This is a genomic window from Bifidobacterium sp. MSTE12 (assembly GCF_000513015.1).
GTDB classification, from domain to species: Bacteria; Actinomycetota; Actinomycetes; order Actinomycetales; family Bifidobacteriaceae; genus Bifidobacterium; species Bifidobacterium dentium.
In genome coordinates, this window is the sequence record NZ_AZYA01000011.1 from 1 (window position 1) to 22,548 (window position 22,548).

Sequence of the window (22,548 nt, forward strand, 5' to 3'; positions counted from 1 at the left end):
CAATCGGGGCGCAGTTCATTTCCGCGTAACCCCCTTTTTTGAGTTCTACAGGGTTCTCAGGCGAGACCGGAGAGCCTGTTGATCAGCTCCGGGTCTCGGGTCGCACCCTTGTCGGCGGAGCGGGCGAAGGCCGCATAGGCCTTGAGCGCCTGGGACACCTTGCGATCGCGGTGCGCCACGTAGCCGTCTCCGGCTTCGATCTCGGCGCGACGCTGGGCCAGCTCATCATCGGTCAGCTCGACGTTCACAGTACGGTTCGGAATGTCGATGGTGATGATGTCACCGTTCTTGATCAGCGCGATCGGTCCCTTGTTCGCCGCTTCAGGCGCGATGTGGCCGATGGACAGGCCCGAGGAGCCGCCGGAATAACGACCGTCGGTCAGGAGGGCCACTTCCTTGCCGATGCCTTTGCCCTTGACGAAGGAAGTCGGATACAGCATCTCCTGCATGCCCGGTCCGCCCTTCGGACCCTCATAGCGAATCACCAGGGCCATGCCTGGCTTCAGCGTATCGTTGAGGATGACCTCGATGGCCTCCTCCTGGGATTCCACGACCAGAGCCGGTCCACGGAACGTCCAGATCTCCTTCGGCACGCCTGCGGTCTTGACCACACAGCCGTCGGGAGCGAGGTTGCCGCGCAACACGGCCAGGCCGCCTTCGGTGACCGCCGGATGGTCGATGTCATGGATGGCGCCGTTGACACGGTCGCGGTCGAGCGAATCGAACAGCGTGGTGTGCGTCCACGGATCGGGGGAGACGATGTGGCCCGGAGCGGCCTTGTACATCTGCTGCGCCTCCTCGGTGCAGGAGTCGCGCATGATGTCCCAATCGTTGAGCTTGTCTTCCAGAGTCTTGTAATCGACGGAATGCACGTCGCGGTGCAGCTTGCCCGCACGGTCGAGTTCGCCGAGGATGCCGGTGATGCCGCCTGCGCGGTGCACGTCGGAAATCTCCCATTCACCGGACGGCGAGGCCTTGCAGATGCACGGCACGGTATGCGAGATGCGTTCGATGTCGTCAAGGGTGAAGTCCACATCGGCGGACTGGGCCATGGCGAGGATGTGCAGCACGGTGTTGGTGGAACCGCCCATGGCCACGTCCATGGTCATGGCGTTCTCGAAGGCCTTCTTGGTGGCGATGGAACGCGGCAGCACGGTCTCATCGTCCTCGTCGTAGTACTGCTTGGCGATCTTGACGATCTGTTCGGCGGCGCGCTTGAACAGATCCTTGCGGTAGGAGTGGGAGGCGAGGATGGTGCCGTTGCCGGGAAGCGCCAGGCCGATGGCTTCGGTCAGGCAGTTCATCGAATTGGCGGTGAACATGCCGGCGCAGGAGCCGCAGGTCGGGCAGACGGTCTTCTCGTAGGCGAGCAGGGCCTCCTCGTCCAGATTGTCGTCGGCGGAGGCGTACATCACGTCGATCAGATCGGTGTTCTTCTTCACGGTGCCGTCGGGCAGTACGGTGGTACCGGCCTCCATCGGGCCGCCGGAGACGAATACGGTAGGGATGTTCAGGCGCAATGCGGCCATGAGCATGCCCGGCACGACCTTGTCGCAGTTCGGGATGCAGATCAGGGCGTCGGCGCAGTGCGCATTCACCTGGTATTCCACGGTGTCGGCGATGATATCGCGGCTCGGCAGGGAGTAAAGCATGCCGGTGTGACCCATGGCGATGCCGTCGTCGACGGCCATCGTGTTGAACTCACGGGGGATGCCGCCGGCCTCCTTGATGGCTTCGGAAATCAGTCGGCCGACCTTGTTCAGGTGCACATGGCCCGGCAGGAACTCGTCGAAGGAGTTGGCAATGGCGATGATCGGCTTGCCAAAGTCCTTGCCGTCCACGCCGGCGGCACGGTAGAGGGCGCGTGCGCCCGCGAATACTCGTCCATTCATCAGTTTTGCAGATCGCATTTCCATGCCTTCTATTGTGCTGGCCGAACGGGACACGCGTTTTGTCAAGAGTCACTATGTGGAATTTTCATAAGCGTTACATTCCCCGGACGGCAAGGCGGCTCCGAATGCCCTGTGTGGGGATTGCGTCCGTCCAGCTGCGCCTCTATACTTACGAGATTGGAAAAGAAGCTTCGCGCTTATCTGATGATTGGGAGATAATCAACTATGGCATTCGGCACTCAGCCAACCCCGACCGGACTTGCGGATCCGCCGATCGACGATCTGATGGAGCATGCGGACTCCAAGTACGCCTTGGCTATTTTCGCCGCCAAGCGTGCTCGCCAGATCAATTCCTACTTTACCCAGCTCAATGAGGGTCTGCTGCAGAACGTCGGCCCGCTGGTGGAGTACCAGAACCAGGAAAAGCCGTTGTCCATCGCGTTCCGCGAGATCAACGATGGTCTGCTGGAGGAGACCCTCGGCGAGGACGACCTGACCGAAGGCAACTGATTTCCAAGGAATCGCGCCTGATTTATTTTCTTTCGCCCCGATACCTGAACGGAGCGCATGAGATGATGGTTGCAAAACCATTGATTGCGTCCTGAGGGTTGGGGCGTTTTCTATATTCGCCATTCACGACAACAGACATCCGGGCGGAGTTGGGATGACCGCCCTAGGAAAGGAGCAGCCGGCATGGCTGAATTGAAGTTGATTTCCGCCGAATCGGTGACGGAAGGACATCCGGACAAGGTCTGCGATCAGATTTCCGATGCGATTCTCGACGATATGCTGCGTCAGGATCCGCAGTCGCATGTGGCCGTGGAAACCTGCGCTACCACCGGACAGTTCTTCGTGTTCGGCGAGGTGACCAGCGAGGGATATAGCGACATCCAGAACATCGTGCGTACCGTGGTCAGGAACATCGGTTACACCAGTTCCAGGGTCGGCCTCGATGCCGACTCCTGCGGCGTGATGGTCTCCCTGACCGAGCAGAGCTCCGAAATCAACCAAGGTGTGGCACGTCTCGACCGTGAGAAGGAGTCCGCGGCCTCCCGCGAAGAGCGCTATGAGGCGCAGGGAGCCGGCGACCAAGGCGTGATGTTCGGCTACGCCTGCGATGAGACCGACGTGCTCATGCCTTTGCCGATCTATCTGGCCCACCGCCTGGCCCATCGTCTGACCGAAGTGCGCAAGAGCGGTGAAGTGGCGCACCTGCGACCGGACGGCAAAACTCAGGTGACCATCGAATATGACGACGACGATCGTCCGGTCCGTCTCGATACCGTGCTGGTCTCCACGCAGCATGATCCCGAAGTGGATCAGGCTTGGCTCAAGGAACAGCTGACTGAACATGTGATTCGCCCGGTGCTTGACGACGTGCTTGCCGATCGCGTGACGCACGATGAATACCGTGTGCTGGTGAACCCGACCGGCTCGTTCGTACTTGGCGGTCCGGCCGCGGATGCGGGACTGACCGGACGCAAGATCATCGTCGACACCTATGGTGGCGCGGCGCACCACGGCGGCGGTGCCTTCTCCGGCAAGGATCCGAGCAAGGTGGATCGTTCCGCGGCCTATGCGGCCCGTTGGGTGGCCAAGAACATCGTGGCCGCAGGCCTTGCCCGCAAGGTCGAGGTGCAGGTGGCCTACGCCATCGGCGTGGCCGATCCGGTATCCATCAACGTGGAGACCTATGGTACCGAAATGGGAGTGACCCGCGAGCGGATTCAGCAGGCGGTACGCAAGGTATTCGATCTGCGTCCGGCCGCCATCATCGACGAACTTGACCTGAAACGCCCGATTTACGCCAAAACCGCCGCATATGGTCACTTCGGGCGCGCTGACGCCGACTTCACGTGGGAGATCGTCAACAAGGTCGATGACCTCAAGGCGGCGATCGCCGAGTAGGGCGAACGCCGAGAGTACGTATGTCAAACGGGTGGCTGCGTTACTCTTGGAATCATGACCTTTGAGGATGCCGAGCAGCTGGCGCTTGACGGGCTTGCCCCGCGCAAGCGGCGCAAACGCATGCCCGTAGCCAAAACGCCGGCTGCCGAGCATCCCGTGGCCCAAGTGGTGTTGGACGTGCAGGCCACGCATCTGGGACAGACCTTCGACTATTACGTCGAGGAGAAATATTCCGAGGTGGCCCGGCCCGGCGTGATGGTGCGCGTGCGATTCGGAGGCCAACGCGTCAATGGCATTATCTGGAATCGGACGGATGTCAGCGATACTCCGGCGTCCGCATTGCGTTTCATCGACCGTGTGGTCACCGACGGCGTGCTGGTTCCAAAGGCCATGCGCGAGGACATTACGTTGATCGCCGACGCTTTCGGGGGTACCCGCGCCAATATTCTGCGTCTTGCCGTGCCGCCGCGTGTGGCACGAGTGGAGCAGGAACAGCGACGAAGCGGATCCACGGCACGCGAGGGCAGGGCAAGGGCGGAATGTCTGCTCGCCGTGGAGCAGGAGCACTTCGACCAGCTGAAGGCCCGGTACGGTGGCGTCAACCTGCTGCGGGAGGCTCTGGAAGGCTCGCGTTTTCAATCCTTCGTATTCGACACCCTTCCGGGATTCGACCATTGGCGACGATGTGCGGCATGGATGGTGGCCGCCGCGCTTTCGCACAACAGACCGGCCGTGATCGTGCTGCCTACCATGCGCGAAATCAACGATATGATCGAAACCCTGCAATCCATCGGACTGCGTGTGTTCGCCCAAACCAACGCCTCCAGCGGCGGCTACGACGGTGACATGGCCGTGCTGAATGCGCAGATGCCGCCTGCGGAACGATATCGTGCCTATCTGGCTGCGAGCAGTGGACGGGTGTCATGCATCATCGGAACGCGGGCCGCCATGTATGCGCCGGTGGAAGGTCGTGCCCTGTTTCTGATCGTGGATGATGTGTGCTATCAGGATGCCGACGGCATGATGCCTTACGCCAATGCCAGAGGGGTATTGCGTCTGCGTGCCAAGGCCCATGGCGGAGTATTCGTGGCGATGGCGAATGCCCGAAGCGTGCAGAGCCAATGGGAAACCGATGCCACACATGTGGGGGAGACGCCGGTCAGCGGCTTCAGTACGCCGATTCATGCGCTTCCGGCGGTGACTAAAGAGGCGAGTCCGTGGATTCGCTGGCTCAACCGTGACGAGTTGGCGCGTGTCGCGGATCCGACCATCGGCGCCCGTGTGCCGCACACGGCCGTACGCGTGCTGTCCAAGGCACTGGAAAGCGGTCCGGTGCTGTTGTCCATTCCGCAGGATGGCATCACCGAGGCGCTGAGTTGCTCGCAATGCCACCGCCAGGCGCGATGTGCGCAATGCAGCGGGCCACTGGAACGCTTGCAGGACGGTTCGATTCGATGCCGTTGGTGTGGTGCCGCCACCGTGCAATGGTCGTGCCCGGCCTGCCATAACGAACGTATGCGCGTGGTGCGGGTCGGTGCGGCCGGTACTGCGCAGGAACTGGGCAAACTGTTCCGTGGCGTGCCGATCGTGATATCCACGCCAAGCCAGCCACGAGGCATTGTGCCGGACATTGCCTTTGCGCCGCAGCTGGTCATCGCCACCCCCGGCGCCGAACCTCGTGTGCGGGGGACCAGCCCGTACGAGTGCGAATATCGGGCGGTGGCGATTCTGGATGCCTGGACCAGCCTGTATGCATTCGGCATCGATGCGGGCGTGGATACGCTCACCGCCTGGATGCGTGCGGTGTCGCTGTGCGCGCCACGGGTCAGGGACGGACAGGCGTTGCTGCTTGGCGAGACCGATCCGGTGCTCGCCCAATCATTGATGTTGTGGAATTCACCGCGGTTGGCGCAGACCGAGCTTGAAGAGCGTGCGCAGACGGCCCTGCCCCCGGTGTTCGCGGCGGCATGCGTATGGGGTCGCCGAAGTGCGGTGAAAACGGCGCTGGAACGAATCGGCGCTCTGTCGGGCGGTGACTGGGCCACCATCGAAACCGTGGAAGGTGTCATGCCTTCGGTGCTGGGCCCCGTGCCGATTCCGCAGCCACGCACCATCGATACCCGTGAGCTGGAGGTGACCGCCGACCGGGTCAAGGCGATCGTGCGTGTGCCGCAAGGCAAACGTGCCGAACTGGCCCTGCGACTGCGCAACGCCAGCGCAAGGCATGTAGCCGCACGGGAGGCGGGCGAGCTTCGGTTCCAACTCGATCCGAAGGAACGCATCTAAGCATTCCAAAAGCGCCTTGTCGAAACCATTTGTGAAGGTCACGTCCTCTCGCCGTGAAACACTATGGAAGACCTGAAGGACTCCATCGAATATGAACGGAGGAACGCATGAAAGGCTGGCCTGGAGAGCCCGACATGGAATACGACGTGCTGATGGCCGACGGCGAGGCGGCCGCCAACGCGGGCAAGCCGATCACCGATGTGATCTTCGATTTCGGCAATGTGCTGATATATTGGGATCCGGCCGCGGTGATGACGCCGCGATACGACGATGAGCTCGTCGAGCGGTTCCTCGACAACGACATCTCGGGCTTCTACGACATCAACAACCTGCTGGACGGTGGCATGTCCAACGACGAAGGCGTGGCGCTGATGCGTAAGACCAGTGGCGACCAGTGGGCCGACATGCTGCAGTACTATCTTGACAACTTCGTCGATTCACTCACAGGCGTCGTGCCCGGCGCCCGTGTGCTGATCAACGATTTGAAGGCCGCTGGCATCGGCGTCTGGGGATTGAGCAATTGGCAGAAGGACCTGTTCCCGATTGCGCTGGAACACTACGATATCCTGCAGACGCTGAACGATCGCGTGGTTTCCGGCTACGTCGAGCTGCGCAAGCCGCACAAAGACATCTATGAGCATGCGCTGGACCGGTTCGGCATCAATGCCGCAGGTGCGATGTTCGTGGACGACAAGGCGATGAACATCGTCGGGGCGAACGAGGCCGGCATTCGTGGTGTGCGATTCAAGGATTCGCGTGCCCTGCGCAGGTTGCTAATCGCCAACGGCGTCGATATTCCCGCCGTACTGCAGGCGTGACGTTCGCGATCGTCGCGGCATCGATCCCGCGACGTCGATGATGGTTTGTGATTGAGATGTGGACAAGGAGTCTGATTCATGCTGAAAGTGCTTTTCGCCGGTTCTCCGGAAGTCGCCGTACCGTCGCTGAGGATGCTTGCCGAAGATACCGAGCATTTTGAGGTAGTGGCCGTACTCACCCGTCCGGACGCACCGACCGGCCGCGGACGCAAGCTCGTACCGAATCCGGTCAAGCAGGCCGCGCTGGAATTGGGATTGCCAGTCATCGAATCCGATCCGAGCGAAGAGACCTTCGTCAACGAACTCACGGCCACCGGCGCACAGGCCGCCGCCGTGGTGGCCTACGGCAAGATCCTCAAGCAGGAGGTCTTGGACGCCTTGCCCATGGGCTGGTACAACCTGCATTTCTCGCTGTTGCCGCAATGGCGTGGCGCCGCTCCGGTGCAGCGTTCCATCTGGGCAGGGGACACTTTGACCGGCGCCACGGTGTTCCGCATCGTCAGGAAGATGGATGCAGGCCCGATTCTGGCGCAATCCACCGTGGAAATCGGTGCGCACGAAACCTCCGGCGAACTGCTGAACCGTTTGGCTGAAGATGGCTCCCGATTGCTGGCCGCTTCGCTGCAGGCCTTGGCCGATGATCAGATCGCGCCGGTCGAACAGCCCGCAGGCGCCTATGAAATCGCCCAGAAGATCACCGTTGAGGATGCGCGCATTCGCTTCGACGTTCCTGCGTTCGCCGTCGACCGGCAGATTCGTGCCTGCACTCCGAATCCTGGCGCCTGGTGCGAACTGCATGCCAGCGCTGACGCCGAGCCGACCACCCTGCATGTGTTGCGTGCTCAGACGTCCGACATGGACAATCCGAATGTGCCCGCCACGCTCGAACCGGGACGAATCGTGGCAGGCAAGAAGCATGTGTGGATCGGCACCGCCACCCAGCCGTTGGAGCTGCTCGAAGTCAAGGCTCAGGGCAAAAAGGCCATGCGTGCCGCTGACTGGGCCCGTGGAGCCCGCCTCGACGGGACGGCTTTCTGTAGGTAACAGTCGGCTATGGCGTCCGCAGTGACGGACGGCATGCATTGACGACACGCTCCGGGCCGTTCGGGACAAGTCTTTACGGCTCTTTACGGCCTTACAGCGCATGCCAATCCGCCACCTGCCGTACGTGCGGATGCTACGTCATTCCGCAAGCCGCGCGGTTGCGACGGGTACGCGCAGCGGAGGGGCTATCTGAGAAAATCGAGGATCTTGATGAGATCACGTTCGTTCAGACGGTGCGGAGCCTCCTGCTGGACCTTCGGTTTGGCGCAGAATGCCACGCCCAATCCCGCCGCATGAATCATCGGCAGATCGTTGGCTCCGTCGCCCACGGCCACGGTTTGCGCCATGCTGACTCCCATTCGGCCGGCCCATGTGCGCAATGATTCCAGCTTGACGTCCTTGGTGACGATATCGCCAAGGACGCGGCCCGTCAGCCTGCCATCGGCGGTTTCGAGACGGTTCGCAATCCAGTAATCGATGTTTGCGTCGGATGCGAGACGATCCACGACTTCATGGAATCCTCCGGAGACGACGCCGACCTTCCAGCCATAGTCGTGCAACGCATCGATGAGGGCAAGCGCGCCGTTCGTGAAATGGACGGCATGGTAGACATCGTCGAACATCGAAATCGGCAAGTCCTTCAGCAATGCGACGCGGGCACGCAACGCATCGCGGAAATCCAATTCGCCGTTCATCGCACGGGCGGTGACGGATGCGATTCGATCACCGACGCCGGCGGCGACGCCGAGCTCGTCGATGACCTCTTCGTCAATCAACGTGGAATCCACATCCATTACCAGCAGTCCGGGGTGGGACAACGTGGGCACGGTGGCGGCATTCAGCGTTTCTTCTTCAAGCATGGTTTCGATTGTCGGAAAGCATTAGGACAATGGGTATTCTGGACGGTGAATCGAAGAAAGCGAGGGTCGGCATGGAACGGCAGGATGAGAGGTTGCGGTCCCTCAGTGAGGCCAATGACCGGCTGATGGCCAAGAACCATGCGTTGGCGAAGGCATTGACCCGTGCCACGCAAGAACTCACCAAGGCCAAGGTGCAACTGAATCAGTTGGCCGGGCCTCCCATGACTTTCGCCACCATGATACGCGTGCATGCGGCGAACACCGACGAACAGGGGGTGCAGCACGCCAGCGCCGAGGTGATTTCGGGCACGCGGCGCATGATCGTGCCGGTGGCGGCGAACGTACAGGCGTCGCGGCTGGAGGCGGGACGTACGGTGCTGCTCAACGAGAACATGGTGATAGTGGATCAGCATGACACCGACACCTTGGGTTCGGTACGCACCGTCAGACAGGTTCTTGACGACGGTCGTCTGCTGGTGGCTGACAGTGGAGGCAACGTCACGTTGGTACGCCGTGCCGGCACACTCGCCAAGGAGAACGTCAATACCGGCGATCGGGTGAGCGTGGATTCCTCCGTCCGCTTCGCGCTGACCCTGATTCCCGTCGAGGATGACGCCGATCTGGTGCTTGAGGAGACTCCGGACGTCACCTTCGACGACATCGGCGGTCTGGACGAACAGATCGAGCGCATCCGTGACGCCGTGCAGATGCCGTTCCTGCACCGTGAGCTGTTCGAACGCTATGATCTGAAACCGCCGAAAGGGGTGTTGCTGTACGGCCCGCCCGGCAACGGCAAGACGCTGATCGCCAAGGCCGTGGCAAACGCGCTTGCCGAAGGTTCCGGCGCGGGGTCGGGCGTGTTCCTTTCCGTGAAGGGGCCGGAGCTGCTCAACAAGTTCGTCGGTGAGTCGGAACGTCTGATTCGCATGATTTTCAGACGTGCGCGCGAACGCGCCGCCGACGGCAGGCCGGTCATCGTGTTCATCGACGAGATGGATTCGTTGCTGCGCACTCGCGGTTCCGGCGTGTCCTCCGACGTGGAAACCACCATCGTGCCGCAGTTCCTCTCCGAACTCGACGGTGTGGAAAGCCTTGACAATGTGATGGTGATCGGAGCCTCCAACCGCATCGATATGATCGATCCGGCCGTGTTGCGTCCGGGTCGACTGGATGTGAAAATCCGTGTGGAACGTCCGAAAGCGAAGCAGGCCGAGCAGATCATCCGCCACTATCTGACCGACGACCTGCCGCTCACGCCGGGCATCGAGGCGAAGGCCCTGACCAGCGTGCTCGTCGCCGACATCTATGCGGTCAGCGAGCATCGCCACTTATGCGACGTCTGCGACGAACACGGGCAGTGGTCGCCGGTCTATCTGGCCGACGTGGTTTCCGGAGCGGTATTGAAGAACGTTGTGGATCGCGCCAAGACAAAGGCCGTCAAAATCTCCATCGAATCGGCGGAGCCCGCGGCGATCGGCGTGAATCTGCTGGCGAAGGCCGTGCAGGAGGAATTCGAAGAGACCCGTGACGCCGTGCTGGACGCCGATCCGGTGCAGTGGAGTCGAATCAACGGATTCGAGGCCGGGCATGTGACACGCATCAGGCCGACGGCGCAATAACCGGATCGGATCGGCCGGTATAGGGCAGAGGAAAGGAATCGGGAGATGAGCGTTCGTCGAGTAATGGGAACCGAAACCGAGTATGCGGTTTCCAGTCGTGGGCAAGGCCGGTACAATCCGGTGCAGCTATCATTCGATGTGGTCGGCGCCGCCGCGGATGAACGCACGAAGCATATCCGCTGGGACTATCGGCAGGAAGATCCCGTCAACGACGCCCGCGGCACCCGTCTGGAACGCGCCTGCGCACATCCCGACCTGCTCACCGACGCGCCACAGCTCAACATCACCAACGTGATCGCAGCCAATGGCGGACGCATATATGTCGACCACGCGCATCCGGAATACTCCGCGCCGGAAACCACGGACCCCTTCGAGGCGGTGCTCTACGACCATGCCGGTGATCTGATCATGCAGCAGGCCGCGCAGAAGGCGAGCGGCATCACGGGCCGCGCCATCATGCTGCATCGCAACAACGTGGACGGCAAAGGCGCCAGTTGGGGCACGCATGAAAACTATATGATGCTGCGTGCGGTGCCGTTCGAGCATGTGACACGGCTGATGACCGCGCATTTCGTTTCGCGGCAGATCTATACAGGCTCCGGTCGCGTCGGCCTGGGGGAGCGCAGCGAGCGCGCCGGCTACCAGCTCAGCCAGCGCGCCGACTACTTCCACATGAAAGTGGGACTGCAGACCACCTTCGACCGGCCCATCATCAACACCCGTGACGAATCGCACAGTACCGATGCATACCGTCGATTGCACGTGATCGTGGGCGACGCCAACCGTATGGACGTGCCGCAGGCGCTGAAACTCGGCACCACCAGCATGCTGCTGTGGGTGCTCGAGCATGGCAGGAAGGCGGGACTCGATCTGGAGGCGATGATGGACGCGCTGGCGCTCGCCGATCCGGTGGAGGCCATGCATACCGTCTCGCACGACCTGACGTTGAATGCCGAACTGCCGTTGCGCAACGGCGGCATGACCACGGCATGGCAGATGCAGGTCACCTTGCGGAGCATGGTGTATGCGGCGGCCGCGATGGTCTACGGCAGCGACACGGCGGGAGAACCCGTCTGGCCGGACCGTTCCACGCGCAACATCATGGCGATGTGGGGTCAGGCGCTCGCCGACGTGGCTGCCATCCGCCATGCCGACGACGATCGGCGTCTGGCCATGCGCGAAGAGGCAGGCCGCATCGAATGGCTGCTCAAATGGCGGCTGCTGGAGAAACTGCGCCGTAAAACCGGTTCCGATTGGGCCGACCCACGTTTGGCCGCCGTCGATCTGAGATGGGCCGCGTTGGATTCCTCGGATTCGATATTCATGAAACTGACGCCCCAGATGGAGCGGCTGGTCGATGATGCGCAATTGAGGCGGGCAATCTCGGAACCGCCAAGCGATACGCGTGCCTGGCTGCGCGCGCAGATGATCCGGCGTTTTCCCGAACAGACGGTGGCCGCATCCTGGTCTCATCTGACCGTTCGCGGTGAGATGAGTGGTGATGAATCCGTGGAGAATGTCATGACGTCATTGGATATGTCGAACCCTTTGGACTTTGGCGAATCCCAATGTCTGCGAGCCTTCGAGGGGGCATCGGACGCGCAGACGGTCATGAACCGCTTACGCTGAACATCACGTCGGTCGCGTACTATTCGTGATGATGGTATAACCATGCCAGGCAACAGGAACACAGAAACAGGCCCTGATATCAGGAGAGAACATATCGGGCGCGCAGTATGACGAATGAAAAGGCATAATCTATGGAGTTGAGGCAAGCGGCCCTCGAAGTGGCCCGTATCCTGCAGGATGCAGGCAAACACGCATTGAACGATCAGACCAATCCGCGCGATATGAAAAGTCTTGAGCTGTCGGACGACCACCTGCATTTCACGTCGGATCTCGACAAGCGTCTCGCACAGTTCATCAGCAACCGCATCACCTATGTCGACGTATTCGATGGATTTTGGCAGTTCCGCCCCGAAGAATGCCATCCGGGGGAACGGTACTGGTGCGTCGGCGGCATCGACGGCGTGATCAATTTCGCCCACGACATGCCGGAGTGGGCCATCACCGTGACCTTGTTCGAATTTAACGAGCAGTGCTCCGCACAGCCGATTCTCGCGGTGGTGCATGCCCCGGCGTTGGGTTTGACGTATCTTGCCGTCCGTGGCTCCGGTGCCATTCGTATCCGTCGCACCCCGTTGGGCGACAAGCGCGAGAAGATCATCCCCTCCACCACACCGTCATTGGACGGGGCCGTGGTGAGTTTCGGCATGTCGTACGTGCCGGCGGAATCCAAGCGATCACTTGACGTGGTGGCGCGCATCGCCGGACGTCCGGCCGACATCAAGCGCGTGGGGCCGGTGTCGCTGGATCTGTGCAAGGTGGCTGACGGCACGTATGACGCCTATTTCGAGCCGCATCTGCATAAATGGGATGTTCCCGCCGTGTCGGCCGGTGCCATGATGGTCTGGGAGGCGCAAGGTCACCTGAGCCAATGGAATGGCGACGGCGTTCACTGGCGTCAGGAAAACGACGTGGTCGCCACCAACGGACTCATCAACGACGATTTACGTCAGTATTTGGTATAGCGCCATAGGGCCTGTCTCTCATGGCCTCATGTGTGGCGCAGTCGGCGCCGTTGCGATTGGTGCAATCGCTGGCGGATGCCGAACGTATCGAAAGGGAAAGCCATGCCTCAGGAATTCGAACAGATCCGATCCGCGGACCAGCCGTTGGACGGCGAGGAGAGCGCTCCGGTCGCCGGTGCGCGAACGGATGATACCTTGGATGCCTTGGATGCCGTGCTGGATGATATCGAATCCGTATTGGAAACCAACGCCGAAGAATATGTCGGCAGTTTTGTGCAAAAAGGCGGCGAGTGATGCCCCAGCTGCGCGACAGCGGCAATCATTCGACGGCCCCGCTTGACGGCAGGACCCGCGGTGAGGTCGACGCGTTCATCCGCATCTTCGGCATCGAAACCGAGTATGGAGTCAGCGTGACCGGAGCCGATGCGCCCTGTGATGCGGGGCAGACGGCCATGATGATGTTCCAGCCGATCGTGGCCCAGGCCAGATCGACGAACACTTACATCGAAAACGGTTCGAGACTCTATCTTGATGTTGGTTCGCATCCGGAATACGCCACGGCGGAAGCCCGGGATCCCATGGATGCGTTGGCGCTTGACGCGGCCGGCGAGCTGGTGATGCGCGATCTTGCCATGGACGCCCAGCACAGGTTGCGGGAAGGGCATGGCAGGCGTGCCATCGTGCATGTGTTCAAGAACAACGCCGATTCGGCCGGTCATTCCTTCGGTTGCCATGAAAATTACCTGGTGCGGCGTTTCGTGCCGTTGGAGGCCATCGAACATGAGTTGTTGCCATTCCTGATCACCCGGCAGATATTCACCGGTGCCGGTCGTGTGGGCGGACAAGGCTTCCAGATCACGCAACGTGCCGATTTTCTGGATGAGGCCGTGTCTTCGGCCACCACGCGCTCGCGCCCGATGGTGAACACGCGCGACGAACCACATGCCGATCCGGACGCGTTCCGTCGTCTGCATGTGATCATCGGCGATTCCAACCGGTCCCAGTGGGCTACGATGATGAAACTCGCCACCACGCATCTGGTGTTGTGCGTCATCGAACAGGCGGGGCGTGAGGGGCGTGAATCCGGATTCGCACGGTTCGCCTTCGCCGACCCCGGCGCGGCGAATCATGCCGTCAGTCGCGATGCGAGCGGCGTCGGTGCGGTCTTTGACATGGCCGATGGCGATGTGATTCGCGGTGGTGCGGTCGCCGTGCAGGAACGATATCTGGCGGCGGTGGAACGTTTCGTCGAAGATCATCCCGAAGTCGGGGCCTCGTTGCCTCGTACCGATGTACATGATGTGATCGCTCAATGGCATGAGGCGTTGGAAGCGTTTCGTTCCGGTGACGTCGACGCTTTGGCCGATAGGGTGGATTGGGTGTGCAAGAAGCGCTTGTTCGATGCCTTGCAGGCTCGTACCGGCCATCTTCCGGCAAGCAGACTCGAGCAGTTGGACATGGACTATCACGATGTGGCCAACGGTACCGTATATGCTTCGCTGTGCCGCCGTGGCGGCATGCGCACGTTGTTGGGGCGGGATGCGGCGGATCGTGCCGTCCACATGCCTCCTGACGATACCCGTGCGGCTTTACGGGGCAGATTCGTGCGGGAGGCGAAGGCGAAGGGTGCCCGGTATTCCTGTGATTGGACCAGACTCACGTTGATGTCGCCCCACCATTCGGAAATGGTGTTGCTTGATCCCTTCGATTTCGAGGAATCGGAGCGGTTCCGGCAGATGATGGATATGCTGGCCTGAGTTCAAGCCGGAGGGGGGTATGCGCCTGATCCGGCATCCTGACTGATGCGAGGAGGGAAGGTTCAGGCTTCGCCGCGGTATTTGGCCATCATCTGCGACTGCATCTGTTGGGCGCTTGGCGGCGTCCAGGTGATGGCATCGGCTCCGGCGTCGATGGTGGCGAGAATACGTTCCTCGGAGCCGCCTCCGGAAGCCAGGATCGGAATTTCCGGATGGTGCTCTCGAATGCTGGAGACCACCTGTGCGGTTCGTGCGCCCGCCGCGACGTTGATGATGGCGGCGCCTGCGATGATTTTGCATTCAGTGACTTCGTCATCTTCGGTAACGGTGGCGATGACCGGAATGTCGATCATGGACATGGTGGTTTCGATGGTTTCCGCCGGAGCGGGGGCGTTGATGACCACACCTGCTGCGCCCTGCATCTCCGCCACCATGGCCAATTCGGCCACACGCGGGCCGGTGGTGGTTCCACCGCCCACGCCTACGAACAACGGCATCTGGGCCACCGTCAGCAATGCCTGCGTGATCACCGGCTCCCCGGTGAACGGATACACCGCCAGAATGGCGTTGGCGTTGGTATTGCGAATGATCACTGCATCGGTGGTATAGGCGAAGGATTTGAGCGTATGCCCCTTCACCGTGATGCCGCCGCACCGTTGCGTGATGATTTCCGGCACGCGTGCGCTTGGAGAGGTCAACCGTCCTTCGACGATGGCGGTGCCATACGCGGTGCGGGACACATATGGCGTGGCGGAATGCTGTTCCACGGCGACATCCGCGCTTGGCGTGAACAACGAACGTTTGCTGATGGGGATAAGAGCCGGATCATTCGGCTCCGGAGTGCCTGTTTGATCGATGCTCATTCCTGTGCCTCCGTACCTGAACGATCGAGCATGAGAAACTCATGAATGGCCTTGCGTCGTTCGGTGATCTCCTCGTCCAGAAGTCTGGTATCGGTGTTGTCGATGATACGCTGCAGGTATTCGCTGAGAGTGGAAAGTTCATCGGGATTCAGGCAGTCGAACATGCGCAGGGCCGATTCGGTCTGCTCCTTGATGGGGCGCATGAGGGGTCTTCCGCGACGTGCCGCATCGACGTTTCTGACCGTTGCCGCCGCGCGACGTGCCGTTCTGGCCCTGGTCGCCTTGAGTTTGGAATGCAGCAGCAGGATGTTGAGCTCATGGAGCTGATTGATTATGATCTTCCTCTGGTCGGCCATGGCGGTTCCTGTCTATATGGACACGATGTCTAATATGTAAAGTCTATCTGGAAAATCAGGAAACGCAACCCGTCGCTGCAATGTCGTGAAACGACTGGGGCCCCGACCATCATGGTCGGGGCCCCAGTCGCCAATGAATCAGAGACTCACTTGGTGACGGCCTTCTTCAGCAGGGAACCGGCGGAGATACGAACACCGTAGGTTGCCGGGATCTCGATGGTCTCGCCGGTGCGCGGGTTGCGGCCGGTACGAGCGGCACGCTTGACGCGCTCGGCGGAGAACAGACCGGTCAGCTTCAGGCCTTCGCCGGACTGCATTGCCTCGACGAACACGTCCTGGAAAGCGTTCACAGCTGCCTCAGCCTGTGCCTTGGTCAGGTTGGACTTCTGAGCGATCTTCGAGACGAGATCAGACTTGTTGTATGCCATAAAGCATCCTTCTTGGGTCAGGGGACATCCTGATTACTCTGATGTCCACGTTCATTACGATATTAGCGCACCTTACCGCCGAAAACCGCATTCTATAAGGGTTTTGGCGAGATTTTTTAGAAAAACGGGCCAAAATGACCGGTCACGAACCGATTCTAAATCAGATTATGCCTGTCAAGCCACTTCATGGCCAACGCACCGACCGGGATCCGTAGCCAGTAGAAGGCAATTCGGTAGACGAGAGTAGCGGAGACGGCGATCGTGGAAGGAACCCCTACGGCGGTGAACGCCACGGACAAAGCCGCTTCGACCGCACCCAAGCCGCCCGGTGTCGGCACTGCGGAACCGAGCGTGTTCGCCAAGAGAAAAATAAAGGTCGTTTCCACGGGGTTCGTATGGTATCTGAATGCCAGCAACGCGGCCCAGAATCCCAAACCGGTACCGATATTGAGAATGAGTGCGCCCACGATGCCGAAAAGCAGTTCCTTCGGCCTGGTAAGCACATCCACCAGATTGCGCGCATACGACATGACGATCGGCAGATACTTGTCCGTGACCAGATGACGCACCGGCGGAATCGCCATGCCCGCAGACACGATCAGTGCAACGATGGCGATTACCATGATCAACGTATTGGTGGGAATCATGCCGGAAAGCGTGTTACGGCCGGTGAATACGCCGATGACCAACAGCAACACTATCGTAGTGGCGCCCTGCACCGCCCAGACGGCACTCATGATGGCGGTCGCCTTGGTATTGCGATAGCCGCTTTTGCGCAGGAACTGCAGATTGACGAATGCCGGACCTACGCCCGCGGGCATGGAAACCGCGGTGAATCCTGCGGCCATCTGCGAACACATCAGACCGATGGGATTGCGCTTGTCGGCATCCATGAATCCGCCCAGCGTCATGGCGGAACCGAACCAAGCCACGAACCCGAGAGCCACGCAGACCAACGCCATGGCGAGATTCGCCTCTTTGACGGCCTTGATCATCTCACCCGGCTGAACCTGCGTGAACACGACGTACACGGCCACTACCAGCAGTGCGATGGCGATGAACGAACGGAAACTGAATCTCGAAAGCGTGACCTTTTCCATGGAATCGGCCATTTCCTGCGGAGCGAGGGCGGAGATGCGGTCGCGAAGCCGCACCAGTAATTGCTTGTCCCATCCAGGCAGGGCGCGAGTGGCGGCAGGGGCGGCGGCCTTCTGCACGAACGGGGCCAGATCGATGAGCCGATCGTCGCCCCATGTCCGACGGGCGCAGGCCATGGCACGATCCACGCCATTCAGCGCGCTCAGCACAATCAGCAGCTGCACCTTGTCGAGCGCGAAATTTGGCGCACTGCTGCCATAGTCGCCATTCTGCCAGCCGGCGATCACCGGAGTGCCGTCCTCCATGCGCGAAAGCGTGTTCGGCGTGATGCGACGGTGGGTAAAGCCATGGCGGTGGGCCTTGTCCAGATACGCCATGAACTGTTCCATGTCACTGTCGCTCATGGTATTGAGATTGCATTCCAAAGGCATGCGGCCGGAACGGAACACCAGAATCGAGGATTCGCCGTTGTCGGCCACGCCATAGACCCCCGGCGCGACGAGACCGGCGTTATGCAGTCCCAGCAACATGGCGTAATGATGATGGATGGCGTCGATGGAGGAACGGTCCCGGCGCATGGACACGCCGGTCAGCCGAATCCATTGCCACAGCTGATTGAGATATCCGGCGACATGCACCTGATTGTCGAGCACGGATACGATGAAACGGTCGCCGTTGGCGTCAACGGCATCGTAGATGCGGGAGTTTTCGATGAGATCGTCATCGAGAATGGCCTGCAGCATGCCCGAATCGGCACCGGAATCGAGACGGCGTGACAGGGAAGCGACATCGATGCCGATGGAACGCAACGACTGCACCACCTGCGAACCCCATGCTCCGTTGGTCTGCGTACCGATGGCGAAACGAATCAGCATGCCGATGATACGGCCGACCGCGAACGAGACCAGCACTCCGGCTACGGAATTCCACGACAGCACCACCAACAGCACCGCCACGGTATAGAGGACGTTCCATCCCCATTTCACGGCGGATCGTGTGCGTCTTGGGCCCGCGGCGGTAAGGAACGCGGCCATGGCCGCATAGAAATCAGGAAGCAGACCGGTGCCGGTAACCGTGCCGTTGGAAAACAGGGAGGCGATCAGCAGCGTATTGCGAGTGCCGGTAATCAGTGCAGACACGCCCCAGACAGCGGAGAATCCAAGAATCAACGCGATGGCCGAGGTCACGCTCTGCAGCCACTCCTTGGCAATCAGCAGCTGCAGCAGTACGCTGACGGCAATGAACACGATGGCCAGTTGCTGCAGCAGGGAAGCCGGCACGTCCATAAGCCAGCTTACCGCGTGACTGGCCGAGCGCACGTCCGACTCGACGCCGGAGGCCGTGCCATGCAGGTAGATCGAGAACAGGATGACCACTACTGCGATGATCAATGCGAATCCGGCGTGCAACAGATCTGCGAAATCCCGGCTACGACGCGGCGGAATATCATCGATGCGCACTTCATGCTTGCTGGCGGCGGGGGCGTGAGACACTATGACATGCTCCATACATACGGTTAGACAAAGACGGTGACTGCTGCCGTCATCGCTTTCGATGATACAACTTGGGGCGGCTGCGGGGGAAACGCAACCGCCCCAAGAGGCTTATGACCGTACGTGAACCGGATCAGCGGGCGAAATCGACCAGTCGAGAGGCCACACCGGTATACGTGGCCGGAGTCAGTGCCTTCAGACGTGCCGCAGTGGCCTCGTCGAAGGACTGCTCGTCGATGAACCTCTCGACGGCATCCTGGGAGATTTCATGGCCGCGCATCAGTTCCTTGACTTTCTCATAGGGCTTGTCCATGCCCGGCAGGCCGGCCAGCTCGCAGGCGCGCATGGCGGTCTGGATCGGCTCGCCCAGCACTTCCCAGTTGGCGTCAAGCTCGGCCTGGATGGCGATGTCGTTCGGATGGATGGAATTCAGTCCGCCCATCAGATTGTTCAGTGCCAGTACGGAGTAACCCAGGGCCGAACCGATGTTGCGCTGCGTGGTGGAGTCGGTCAGATCGCGCTGCCAGCGGGATTCGACCAGTGTGGCGGACAGGGTGTCGAGCAGCGAGCAGGAGATCTCCAGATTGGCCTCGGCGTTCTCGAAGCGGATCGGATTGACCTTATGGGGCATGGTGGAGGAGCCTGTGGCACCCTTGACCGGGACCTGGGCAAACACGCCACGGGAGATGTACATCCACACGTCCACGCACAGATTGTGCAGGATACGGTTGGTGTGGCTGATGGTACTGTACAGCTCAGCCTGCCAGTCGTGGGATTCGATCTGCGTAGTCAGCGGATTCCAGGTCAGGCCCATGCGGTTGGTCACGAACTCGCGGGACACGGCAACCCAATCCACATCCGGGCAGGCCGCCAGATGGGCTCCGAACGTACCGGTCGCACCATTGATCTTGCCGAGGTATTCCTGATTCCTGACCTTGTTGAGCTGACGGCTCAGGCGGTACACGTACACCGCAAGTTCCTTGCCCAACGTGGTCGGTGTGGCCGGCTGGCCGTGGGTCAGCGACAGCATGGCCTTGTCACGGTATTCCTCGGCCTTTTCCGCCAGATGGTCGACGATGGCCTGCGCGCCCGGCAGCCATACGTTCTCGATACCGTTTTTCACGCAACGGGCAATGGACAGGTTGTTGATGTCCTCGGACGTGCAGGCGAAATGCACCAAGGTCTTGAGTTCGGTGAGCTGCGTCTCGTGACCGAGTGTTTCTGCCGCCTTGTCGAGCTGATCGTCGATGTAATACTCGACGGCCTTCACGTCATGGTGGGTCACGGCCTCATGGGCGGCATGCTGGGCGATGCCTTCGGCGCCGAAATCCTCCGGAATGGCGCGCAAAAACGCCTGCTCCTCATCGGTAAGCGGCTTGATACCGGGAACGATGGTCTTGAAACCGTTGCCTTCGAAACCATTGGCAAGCAGAATCATCCATTCGACTTCCACGCGCATGCGCTCGCGGTTGAGCGCAGGTTCGCTCAGATACTCGACGAGGGGGGCGGTCTGCTGATGATAGCGGCCATCGAGGGGGGTCAGGGCAATTGCAGGGGAGATGTCAGTAAGATTCATGTTGTACAGCATACTTTTAGCCGTAAACGAGATTCCGTCGGTGTCCGCTCGCCGGTTGCCGATGACACGCCCGCGAGGAGCTCACTTGCTCATGCGGCCTTGCCAGTAGGTGACTTCCTCCAGATCGCCGTCGATGACGTTGCGGAAATGCCGTTCGTGGTTTTCCAGGGCGGCCGATCCCATATCGGAGGCATTCCGATAGGCTGCCTGATGGTATTTGAGCCAATGGGTGATTTCCTTGGAGTCGGGCGCATCCTGCACTTCGGTACCGGTGAAGAGAGAGCCGTCGTCAGAGGTCTGGCTGACCGTGCCCCGTACGGTGAGCCAGTGTTCGGTATTCGGATTGACCGCGCCGTCCAAGGCTGCGACCAGTTCGTCATCCATTTCCACGCTGGTGACCCATGTGCTTTCGGGAATCGGATGGTTGGCCACGGGGGAACCGGCGGTCACCACATGTTCGATGCCGTATGCATCCTTGAGGTCCGAAGCAAGCGTGGCCGCAACGATGCCGCCTTGGGAATGACCGATCATCGCCACCGGTTCGTCCGGACCGATGCCTGCCCGTTCCATGGCTTCGGCCACCATGCGGGCACTATCGGCCTGCATGCGTTGCTGGGAATCCGAACTCATGAGTTCCACGTTCTGCGGCCATCCGAACGGCGAATCCGGTTTGCCGTCGGTTCCGGGAATCGTGACCAGCCAGGCGTTGGATCCATCTTTTCTGCGGTATTTGGAAATGGCTATGGTGCCGTAGTCCAAGCCGCTGCCAAGATCGATTGTGCCGAGGCGTTCTTCGGCAAGCCGCCGCAGATCCTCCATGGAATCGGCCACACTGTGCGATTCGCGCACCACGGTGGCATTGGCATGCACTTGGGTGACGCTGAGCTCATTGCCTTGAATGAGGTCATATCCGGGTGCCGTGACCTTGGCGATGCGCTTGGCCGCGATATTGACCTCATCGGTATGGAAGAGCCCGCGCAATCCGCCGAGACCTGCAATGACGGAACCGGCGCCGCTCATCATTCCTTCCTGCGCCCAATCCAGCGAATCCAATGCATGGATTCCATTGGGGTCGCCTTCTTTCGCCGAGCCAAAGACAAAGCCTCCGAGCGAAAGGAGGCCGGCCGCTGCAAGCGACTCCTTCGGGAATGTGGTAACCGTGGCCTGGAGCAATTCATTGAGTATGCGCCGGTTGCGGTCATCCGCCTGGGCATACAGGGAGTGCGCCCTGATGACCAAATCGGCGAGCCATGTGAGTTTTTCCGCCATGACGTTACAGGCGCTTGCATGTTCGGCGCAACGTTTGATGATTCGATCGTAGGGGAACGATATATGGTCGTCCCCGTTGCAGATGATGCCGTTTCCGCCGAGCGCTGCGGCGAAGGGCGTGCCGTAACGCTGGGCTTGAAGCTGCAGTACCGTTGCATTCCATGTGTTCGACATGACCGCATATGTTCGGGAAGCGTCCGACAGGGCGGTGGCGACGCCAAGATATTGGTTGTAGTCGGCAGTCGAATACCTGCGACCTCCGCTGATGGTGGATGTGACCTGCCAACTCATGCCGCACCTACCGACCACAGCGTACGTGAAGTGGTTCGCAACGCTTCCTTCAGGGTGGTGGATAGGCGATGCAGTTCCGTAAGCTGACTACGGAAGGATTCTGCTGCGGTACCGTTCCAATCCGTCAACTCGCTGCGTGCAAGCGTGGACTCAAGCTGGTCGAGGCCTGCGCTGCATGATCTGATTCGCATATCGACAAGATTCTGACTGATCCGTATGCCGGCGCGGCACCGGCATGTTGTACCGGGCAGAGCGACGGACCCCATCGGCAACAGAGGATTCGCGACCGTGCCGGATGCGCTGTATGCAAGTGATGTGTTCATGGTGTCATTGAACACGTATGCACGATGAGGAGTGCAGGAAAAATGGGGTCGGTGGTCGAAGGACGCGCAAAAAACA

At 60.6% G+C, this 22,548-nt stretch carries 19 protein-coding genes; 10 read left to right on the plus strand and 9 right to left on the minus strand.

Annotated features, from left to right (window positions below; translation table 11 throughout):
- Positions 1 to 56: 56 nt before the first annotated feature.
- Positions 57 to 1,916 (minus strand): dihydroxy-acid dehydratase, encoded by a 1,860-nt coding sequence (gene ilvD, locus HMPREF1494_RS02940; RefSeq protein ID WP_003840836.1) that lies wholly within the window; start codon positions 1,914 to 1,916, stop codon positions 57 to 59.
- 201 nt (positions 1,917 to 2,117) lie between these two features.
- Here ilvD and rpoZ point away from each other — a divergent pair, with 201 nt between their 5' ends.
- The 5 genes from rpoZ to fmt all read left to right on the plus strand — a co-directional run bounded on the left by rpoZ (position 2,118) and on the right by fmt (position 7,948).
- Positions 2,118 to 2,402, plus strand: coding sequence for a DNA-directed RNA polymerase subunit omega (gene rpoZ, locus HMPREF1494_RS02945; RefSeq protein WP_003840835.1), 285 nt, complete (start codon positions 2,118 to 2,120; stop codon positions 2,400 to 2,402).
- Between the two features lie 183 nt (positions 2,403 to 2,585).
- The gene (metK, locus tag HMPREF1494_RS02950) at positions 2,586 to 3,800 is read left to right on the plus strand and encodes a methionine adenosyltransferase (protein ID WP_003842439.1); all 1,215 of its coding nucleotides are present in this window, start codon (positions 2,586 to 2,588) and stop codon (positions 3,798 to 3,800) included.
- A gap of 54 nt (positions 3,801 to 3,854) precedes the next feature.
- A complete protein-coding gene (locus HMPREF1494_RS02955) occupies positions 3,855 to 6,086 on the plus strand; it encodes a primosomal protein N' (RefSeq protein ID WP_034519384.1) in 2,232 nt (743 codons plus the stop codon).
- 107 nt (positions 6,087 to 6,193) lie between these two features.
- Positions 6,194 to 6,904 carry an HAD family hydrolase gene (locus HMPREF1494_RS02960; RefSeq protein ID WP_003840830.1) on the plus strand — a complete coding sequence of 237 codons (711 nt, stop codon included), beginning with the start codon at positions 6,194 to 6,196 and terminating at the stop codon, positions 6,902 to 6,904.
- 78 nt (positions 6,905 to 6,982) lie between these two features.
- Complete coding sequence (gene fmt / locus HMPREF1494_RS02965) at positions 6,983 to 7,948, plus strand: methionyl-tRNA formyltransferase (RefSeq protein ID WP_034519389.1); 966 nt, start codon at positions 6,983 to 6,985, stop codon at positions 7,946 to 7,948.
- Positions 7,949 to 8,133: 185 nt separating this feature from the next.
- Here the strand turns inward: fmt and serB are convergent, their stop codons facing one another.
- On the minus strand, positions 8,134 to 8,808 hold the full coding sequence (gene serB / locus HMPREF1494_RS02970; RefSeq protein WP_003842435.1) for a phosphoserine phosphatase SerB: 675 nt from the start codon (positions 8,806 to 8,808) through the stop codon (positions 8,134 to 8,136).
- A 29-nt stretch (positions 8,809 to 8,837) separates the two neighbouring features.
- On the opposite strand from serB, the gene arc reads away from it, so the two are divergent.
- From arc to pafA, 5 genes are all read left to right on the plus strand, one after another.
- Entirely contained in the window at positions 8,838 to 10,427 is a 1,590-nt protein-coding gene (gene arc, locus HMPREF1494_RS02975; protein ID WP_034519392.1) for a proteasome ATPase, read from the plus strand.
- Positions 10,428 to 10,472: 45 nt separating this feature from the next.
- Positions 10,473 to 12,056 carry a depupylase/deamidase Dop gene (dop, locus tag HMPREF1494_RS02980; protein WP_034519395.1) on the plus strand — a complete coding sequence of 528 codons (1,584 nt, stop codon included), beginning with the start codon at positions 10,473 to 10,475 and terminating at the stop codon, positions 12,054 to 12,056.
- 131 nt (positions 12,057 to 12,187) lie between these two features.
- Positions 12,188 to 13,018, plus strand: coding sequence for an inositol monophosphatase family protein (locus tag HMPREF1494_RS02985; protein ID WP_003840822.1), 831 nt, complete (start codon positions 12,188 to 12,190; stop codon positions 13,016 to 13,018).
- Between the two features lie 102 nt (positions 13,019 to 13,120).
- Positions 13,121 to 13,312: a ubiquitin-like protein Pup gene (locus HMPREF1494_RS02990; protein WP_034519399.1), complete on the plus strand. Its 192-nt coding sequence runs from the start codon at positions 13,121 to 13,123 to the stop codon at positions 13,310 to 13,312.
- Positions 13,312 to 14,775, plus strand: coding sequence for a Pup--protein ligase (gene pafA / locus HMPREF1494_RS02995; protein ID WP_034519403.1), 1,464 nt, complete (start codon positions 13,312 to 13,314; stop codon positions 14,773 to 14,775). The genes HMPREF1494_RS02990 and pafA overlap by 1 nt, the downstream gene beginning before the upstream one ends.
- Positions 14,776 to 14,837: 62 nt before the next feature.
- Here pafA and HMPREF1494_RS03000 read toward each other — a convergent pair whose 3' ends face one another.
- The 7 genes from HMPREF1494_RS03000 to HMPREF1494_RS11115 form a co-directional block, all read right to left on the minus strand.
- The gene (locus HMPREF1494_RS03000; protein WP_034519415.1) at positions 14,838 to 15,638 is read right to left on the minus strand and encodes a dioxygenase; all 801 of its coding nucleotides are present in this window, start codon (positions 15,636 to 15,638) and stop codon (positions 14,838 to 14,840) included.
- Positions 15,635 to 15,994: a hypothetical protein gene (locus HMPREF1494_RS03005; RefSeq protein WP_034519418.1), complete on the minus strand. Its 360-nt coding sequence runs from the start codon at positions 15,992 to 15,994 to the stop codon at positions 15,635 to 15,637. The genes HMPREF1494_RS03000 and HMPREF1494_RS03005 overlap by 4 nt, the downstream gene beginning before the upstream one ends.
- 146 nt (positions 15,995 to 16,140) lie before the next feature.
- The gene (locus HMPREF1494_RS03010) at positions 16,141 to 16,422 is read right to left on the minus strand and encodes an HU family DNA-binding protein (RefSeq protein WP_003808664.1); all 282 of its coding nucleotides are present in this window, start codon (positions 16,420 to 16,422) and stop codon (positions 16,141 to 16,143) included.
- 155 nt (positions 16,423 to 16,577) lie between these two features.
- Positions 16,578 to 19,028 carry a lysylphosphatidylglycerol synthase transmembrane domain-containing protein gene (locus HMPREF1494_RS03015; RefSeq protein WP_034519422.1) on the minus strand — a complete coding sequence of 817 codons (2,451 nt, stop codon included), beginning with the start codon at positions 19,026 to 19,028 and terminating at the stop codon, positions 16,578 to 16,580.
- A gap of 118 nt (positions 19,029 to 19,146) precedes the next feature.
- Complete coding sequence (gene purB / locus HMPREF1494_RS03020) at positions 19,147 to 20,589, minus strand: adenylosuccinate lyase (protein ID WP_034519728.1); 1,443 nt, start codon at positions 20,587 to 20,589, stop codon at positions 19,147 to 19,149.
- A gap of 81 nt (positions 20,590 to 20,670) precedes the next feature.
- Positions 20,671 to 22,149 (minus strand): esterase/lipase family protein, encoded by a 1,479-nt coding sequence (locus HMPREF1494_RS03025; protein WP_034519739.1) that lies wholly within the window; start codon positions 22,147 to 22,149, stop codon positions 20,671 to 20,673.
- On the minus strand, positions 22,146 to 22,472 hold the full coding sequence (locus HMPREF1494_RS11115) for a WXG100 family type VII secretion target (RefSeq protein ID WP_204311380.1): 327 nt from the start codon (positions 22,470 to 22,472) through the stop codon (positions 22,146 to 22,148). The genes HMPREF1494_RS03025 and HMPREF1494_RS11115 overlap by 4 nt, the downstream gene beginning before the upstream one ends.
- Positions 22,473 to 22,548: the final 76 nt, after the last annotated feature.

Coding starts and splice junctions, on each gene's coding strand:
- HMPREF1494_RS03005 (WP_034519418.1), bottom strand. CDS start 15,994: ATGGCCGACCAGAGGAAGATCATAATCAATCAGCTCCATGAGCTCAAC.
- HMPREF1494_RS02955 (WP_034519384.1), top strand. CDS start 3,855: ATGACCTTTGAGGATGCCGAGCAGCTGGCGCTTGACGGGCTTGCCCCG.
- purB (WP_034519728.1), bottom strand. CDS start 20,589: ATGAATCTTACTGACATCTCCCCTGCAATTGCCCTGACCCCCCTCGAT.
- metK (WP_003842439.1), top strand. CDS start 2,586: ATGGCTGAATTGAAGTTGATTTCCGCCGAATCGGTGACGGAAGGACAT.
- ilvD (WP_003840836.1), bottom strand. CDS start 1,916: ATGGAAATGCGATCTGCAAAACTGATGAATGGACGAGTATTCGCGGGC.
- HMPREF1494_RS02990 (WP_034519399.1), top strand. CDS start 13,121: ATGCCTCAGGAATTCGAACAGATCCGATCCGCGGACCAGCCGTTGGAC.
- HMPREF1494_RS02960 (WP_003840830.1), top strand. CDS start 6,194: ATGAAAGGCTGGCCTGGAGAGCCCGACATGGAATACGACGTGCTGATG.
- pafA (WP_034519403.1), top strand. CDS start 13,312: ATGCCCCAGCTGCGCGACAGCGGCAATCATTCGACGGCCCCGCTTGAC.
- serB (WP_003842435.1), bottom strand. CDS start 8,808: ATGCTTGAAGAAGAAACGCTGAATGCCGCCACCGTGCCCACGTTGTCC.
- HMPREF1494_RS11115 (WP_204311380.1), bottom strand. CDS start 22,472: ATGAACACATCACTTGCATACAGCGCATCCGGCACGGTCGCGAATCCT.
- HMPREF1494_RS03000 (WP_034519415.1), bottom strand. CDS start 15,638: ATGAGCATCGATCAAACAGGCACTCCGGAGCCGAATGATCCGGCTCTT.
- dop (WP_034519395.1), top strand. CDS start 10,473: ATGAGCGTTCGTCGAGTAATGGGAACCGAAACCGAGTATGCGGTTTCC.
- HMPREF1494_RS03010 (WP_003808664.1), bottom strand. CDS start 16,422: ATGGCATACAACAAGTCTGATCTCGTCTCGAAGATCGCTCAGAAGTCC.
- HMPREF1494_RS03015 (WP_034519422.1), bottom strand. CDS start 19,028: ATGGAGCATGTCATAGTGTCTCACGCCCCCGCCGCCAGCAAGCATGAA.
- rpoZ (WP_003840835.1), top strand. CDS start 2,118: ATGGCATTCGGCACTCAGCCAACCCCGACCGGACTTGCGGATCCGCCG.
- HMPREF1494_RS02985 (WP_003840822.1), top strand. CDS start 12,188: ATGGAGTTGAGGCAAGCGGCCCTCGAAGTGGCCCGTATCCTGCAGGAT.
- HMPREF1494_RS03025 (WP_034519739.1), bottom strand. CDS start 22,149: ATGAGTTGGCAGGTCACATCCACCATCAGCGGAGGTCGCAGGTATTCG.
- fmt (WP_034519389.1), top strand. CDS start 6,983: ATGCTGAAAGTGCTTTTCGCCGGTTCTCCGGAAGTCGCCGTACCGTCG.
- arc (WP_034519392.1), top strand. CDS start 8,838: ATGGGTATTCTGGACGGTGAATCGAAGAAAGCGAGGGTCGGCATGGAA.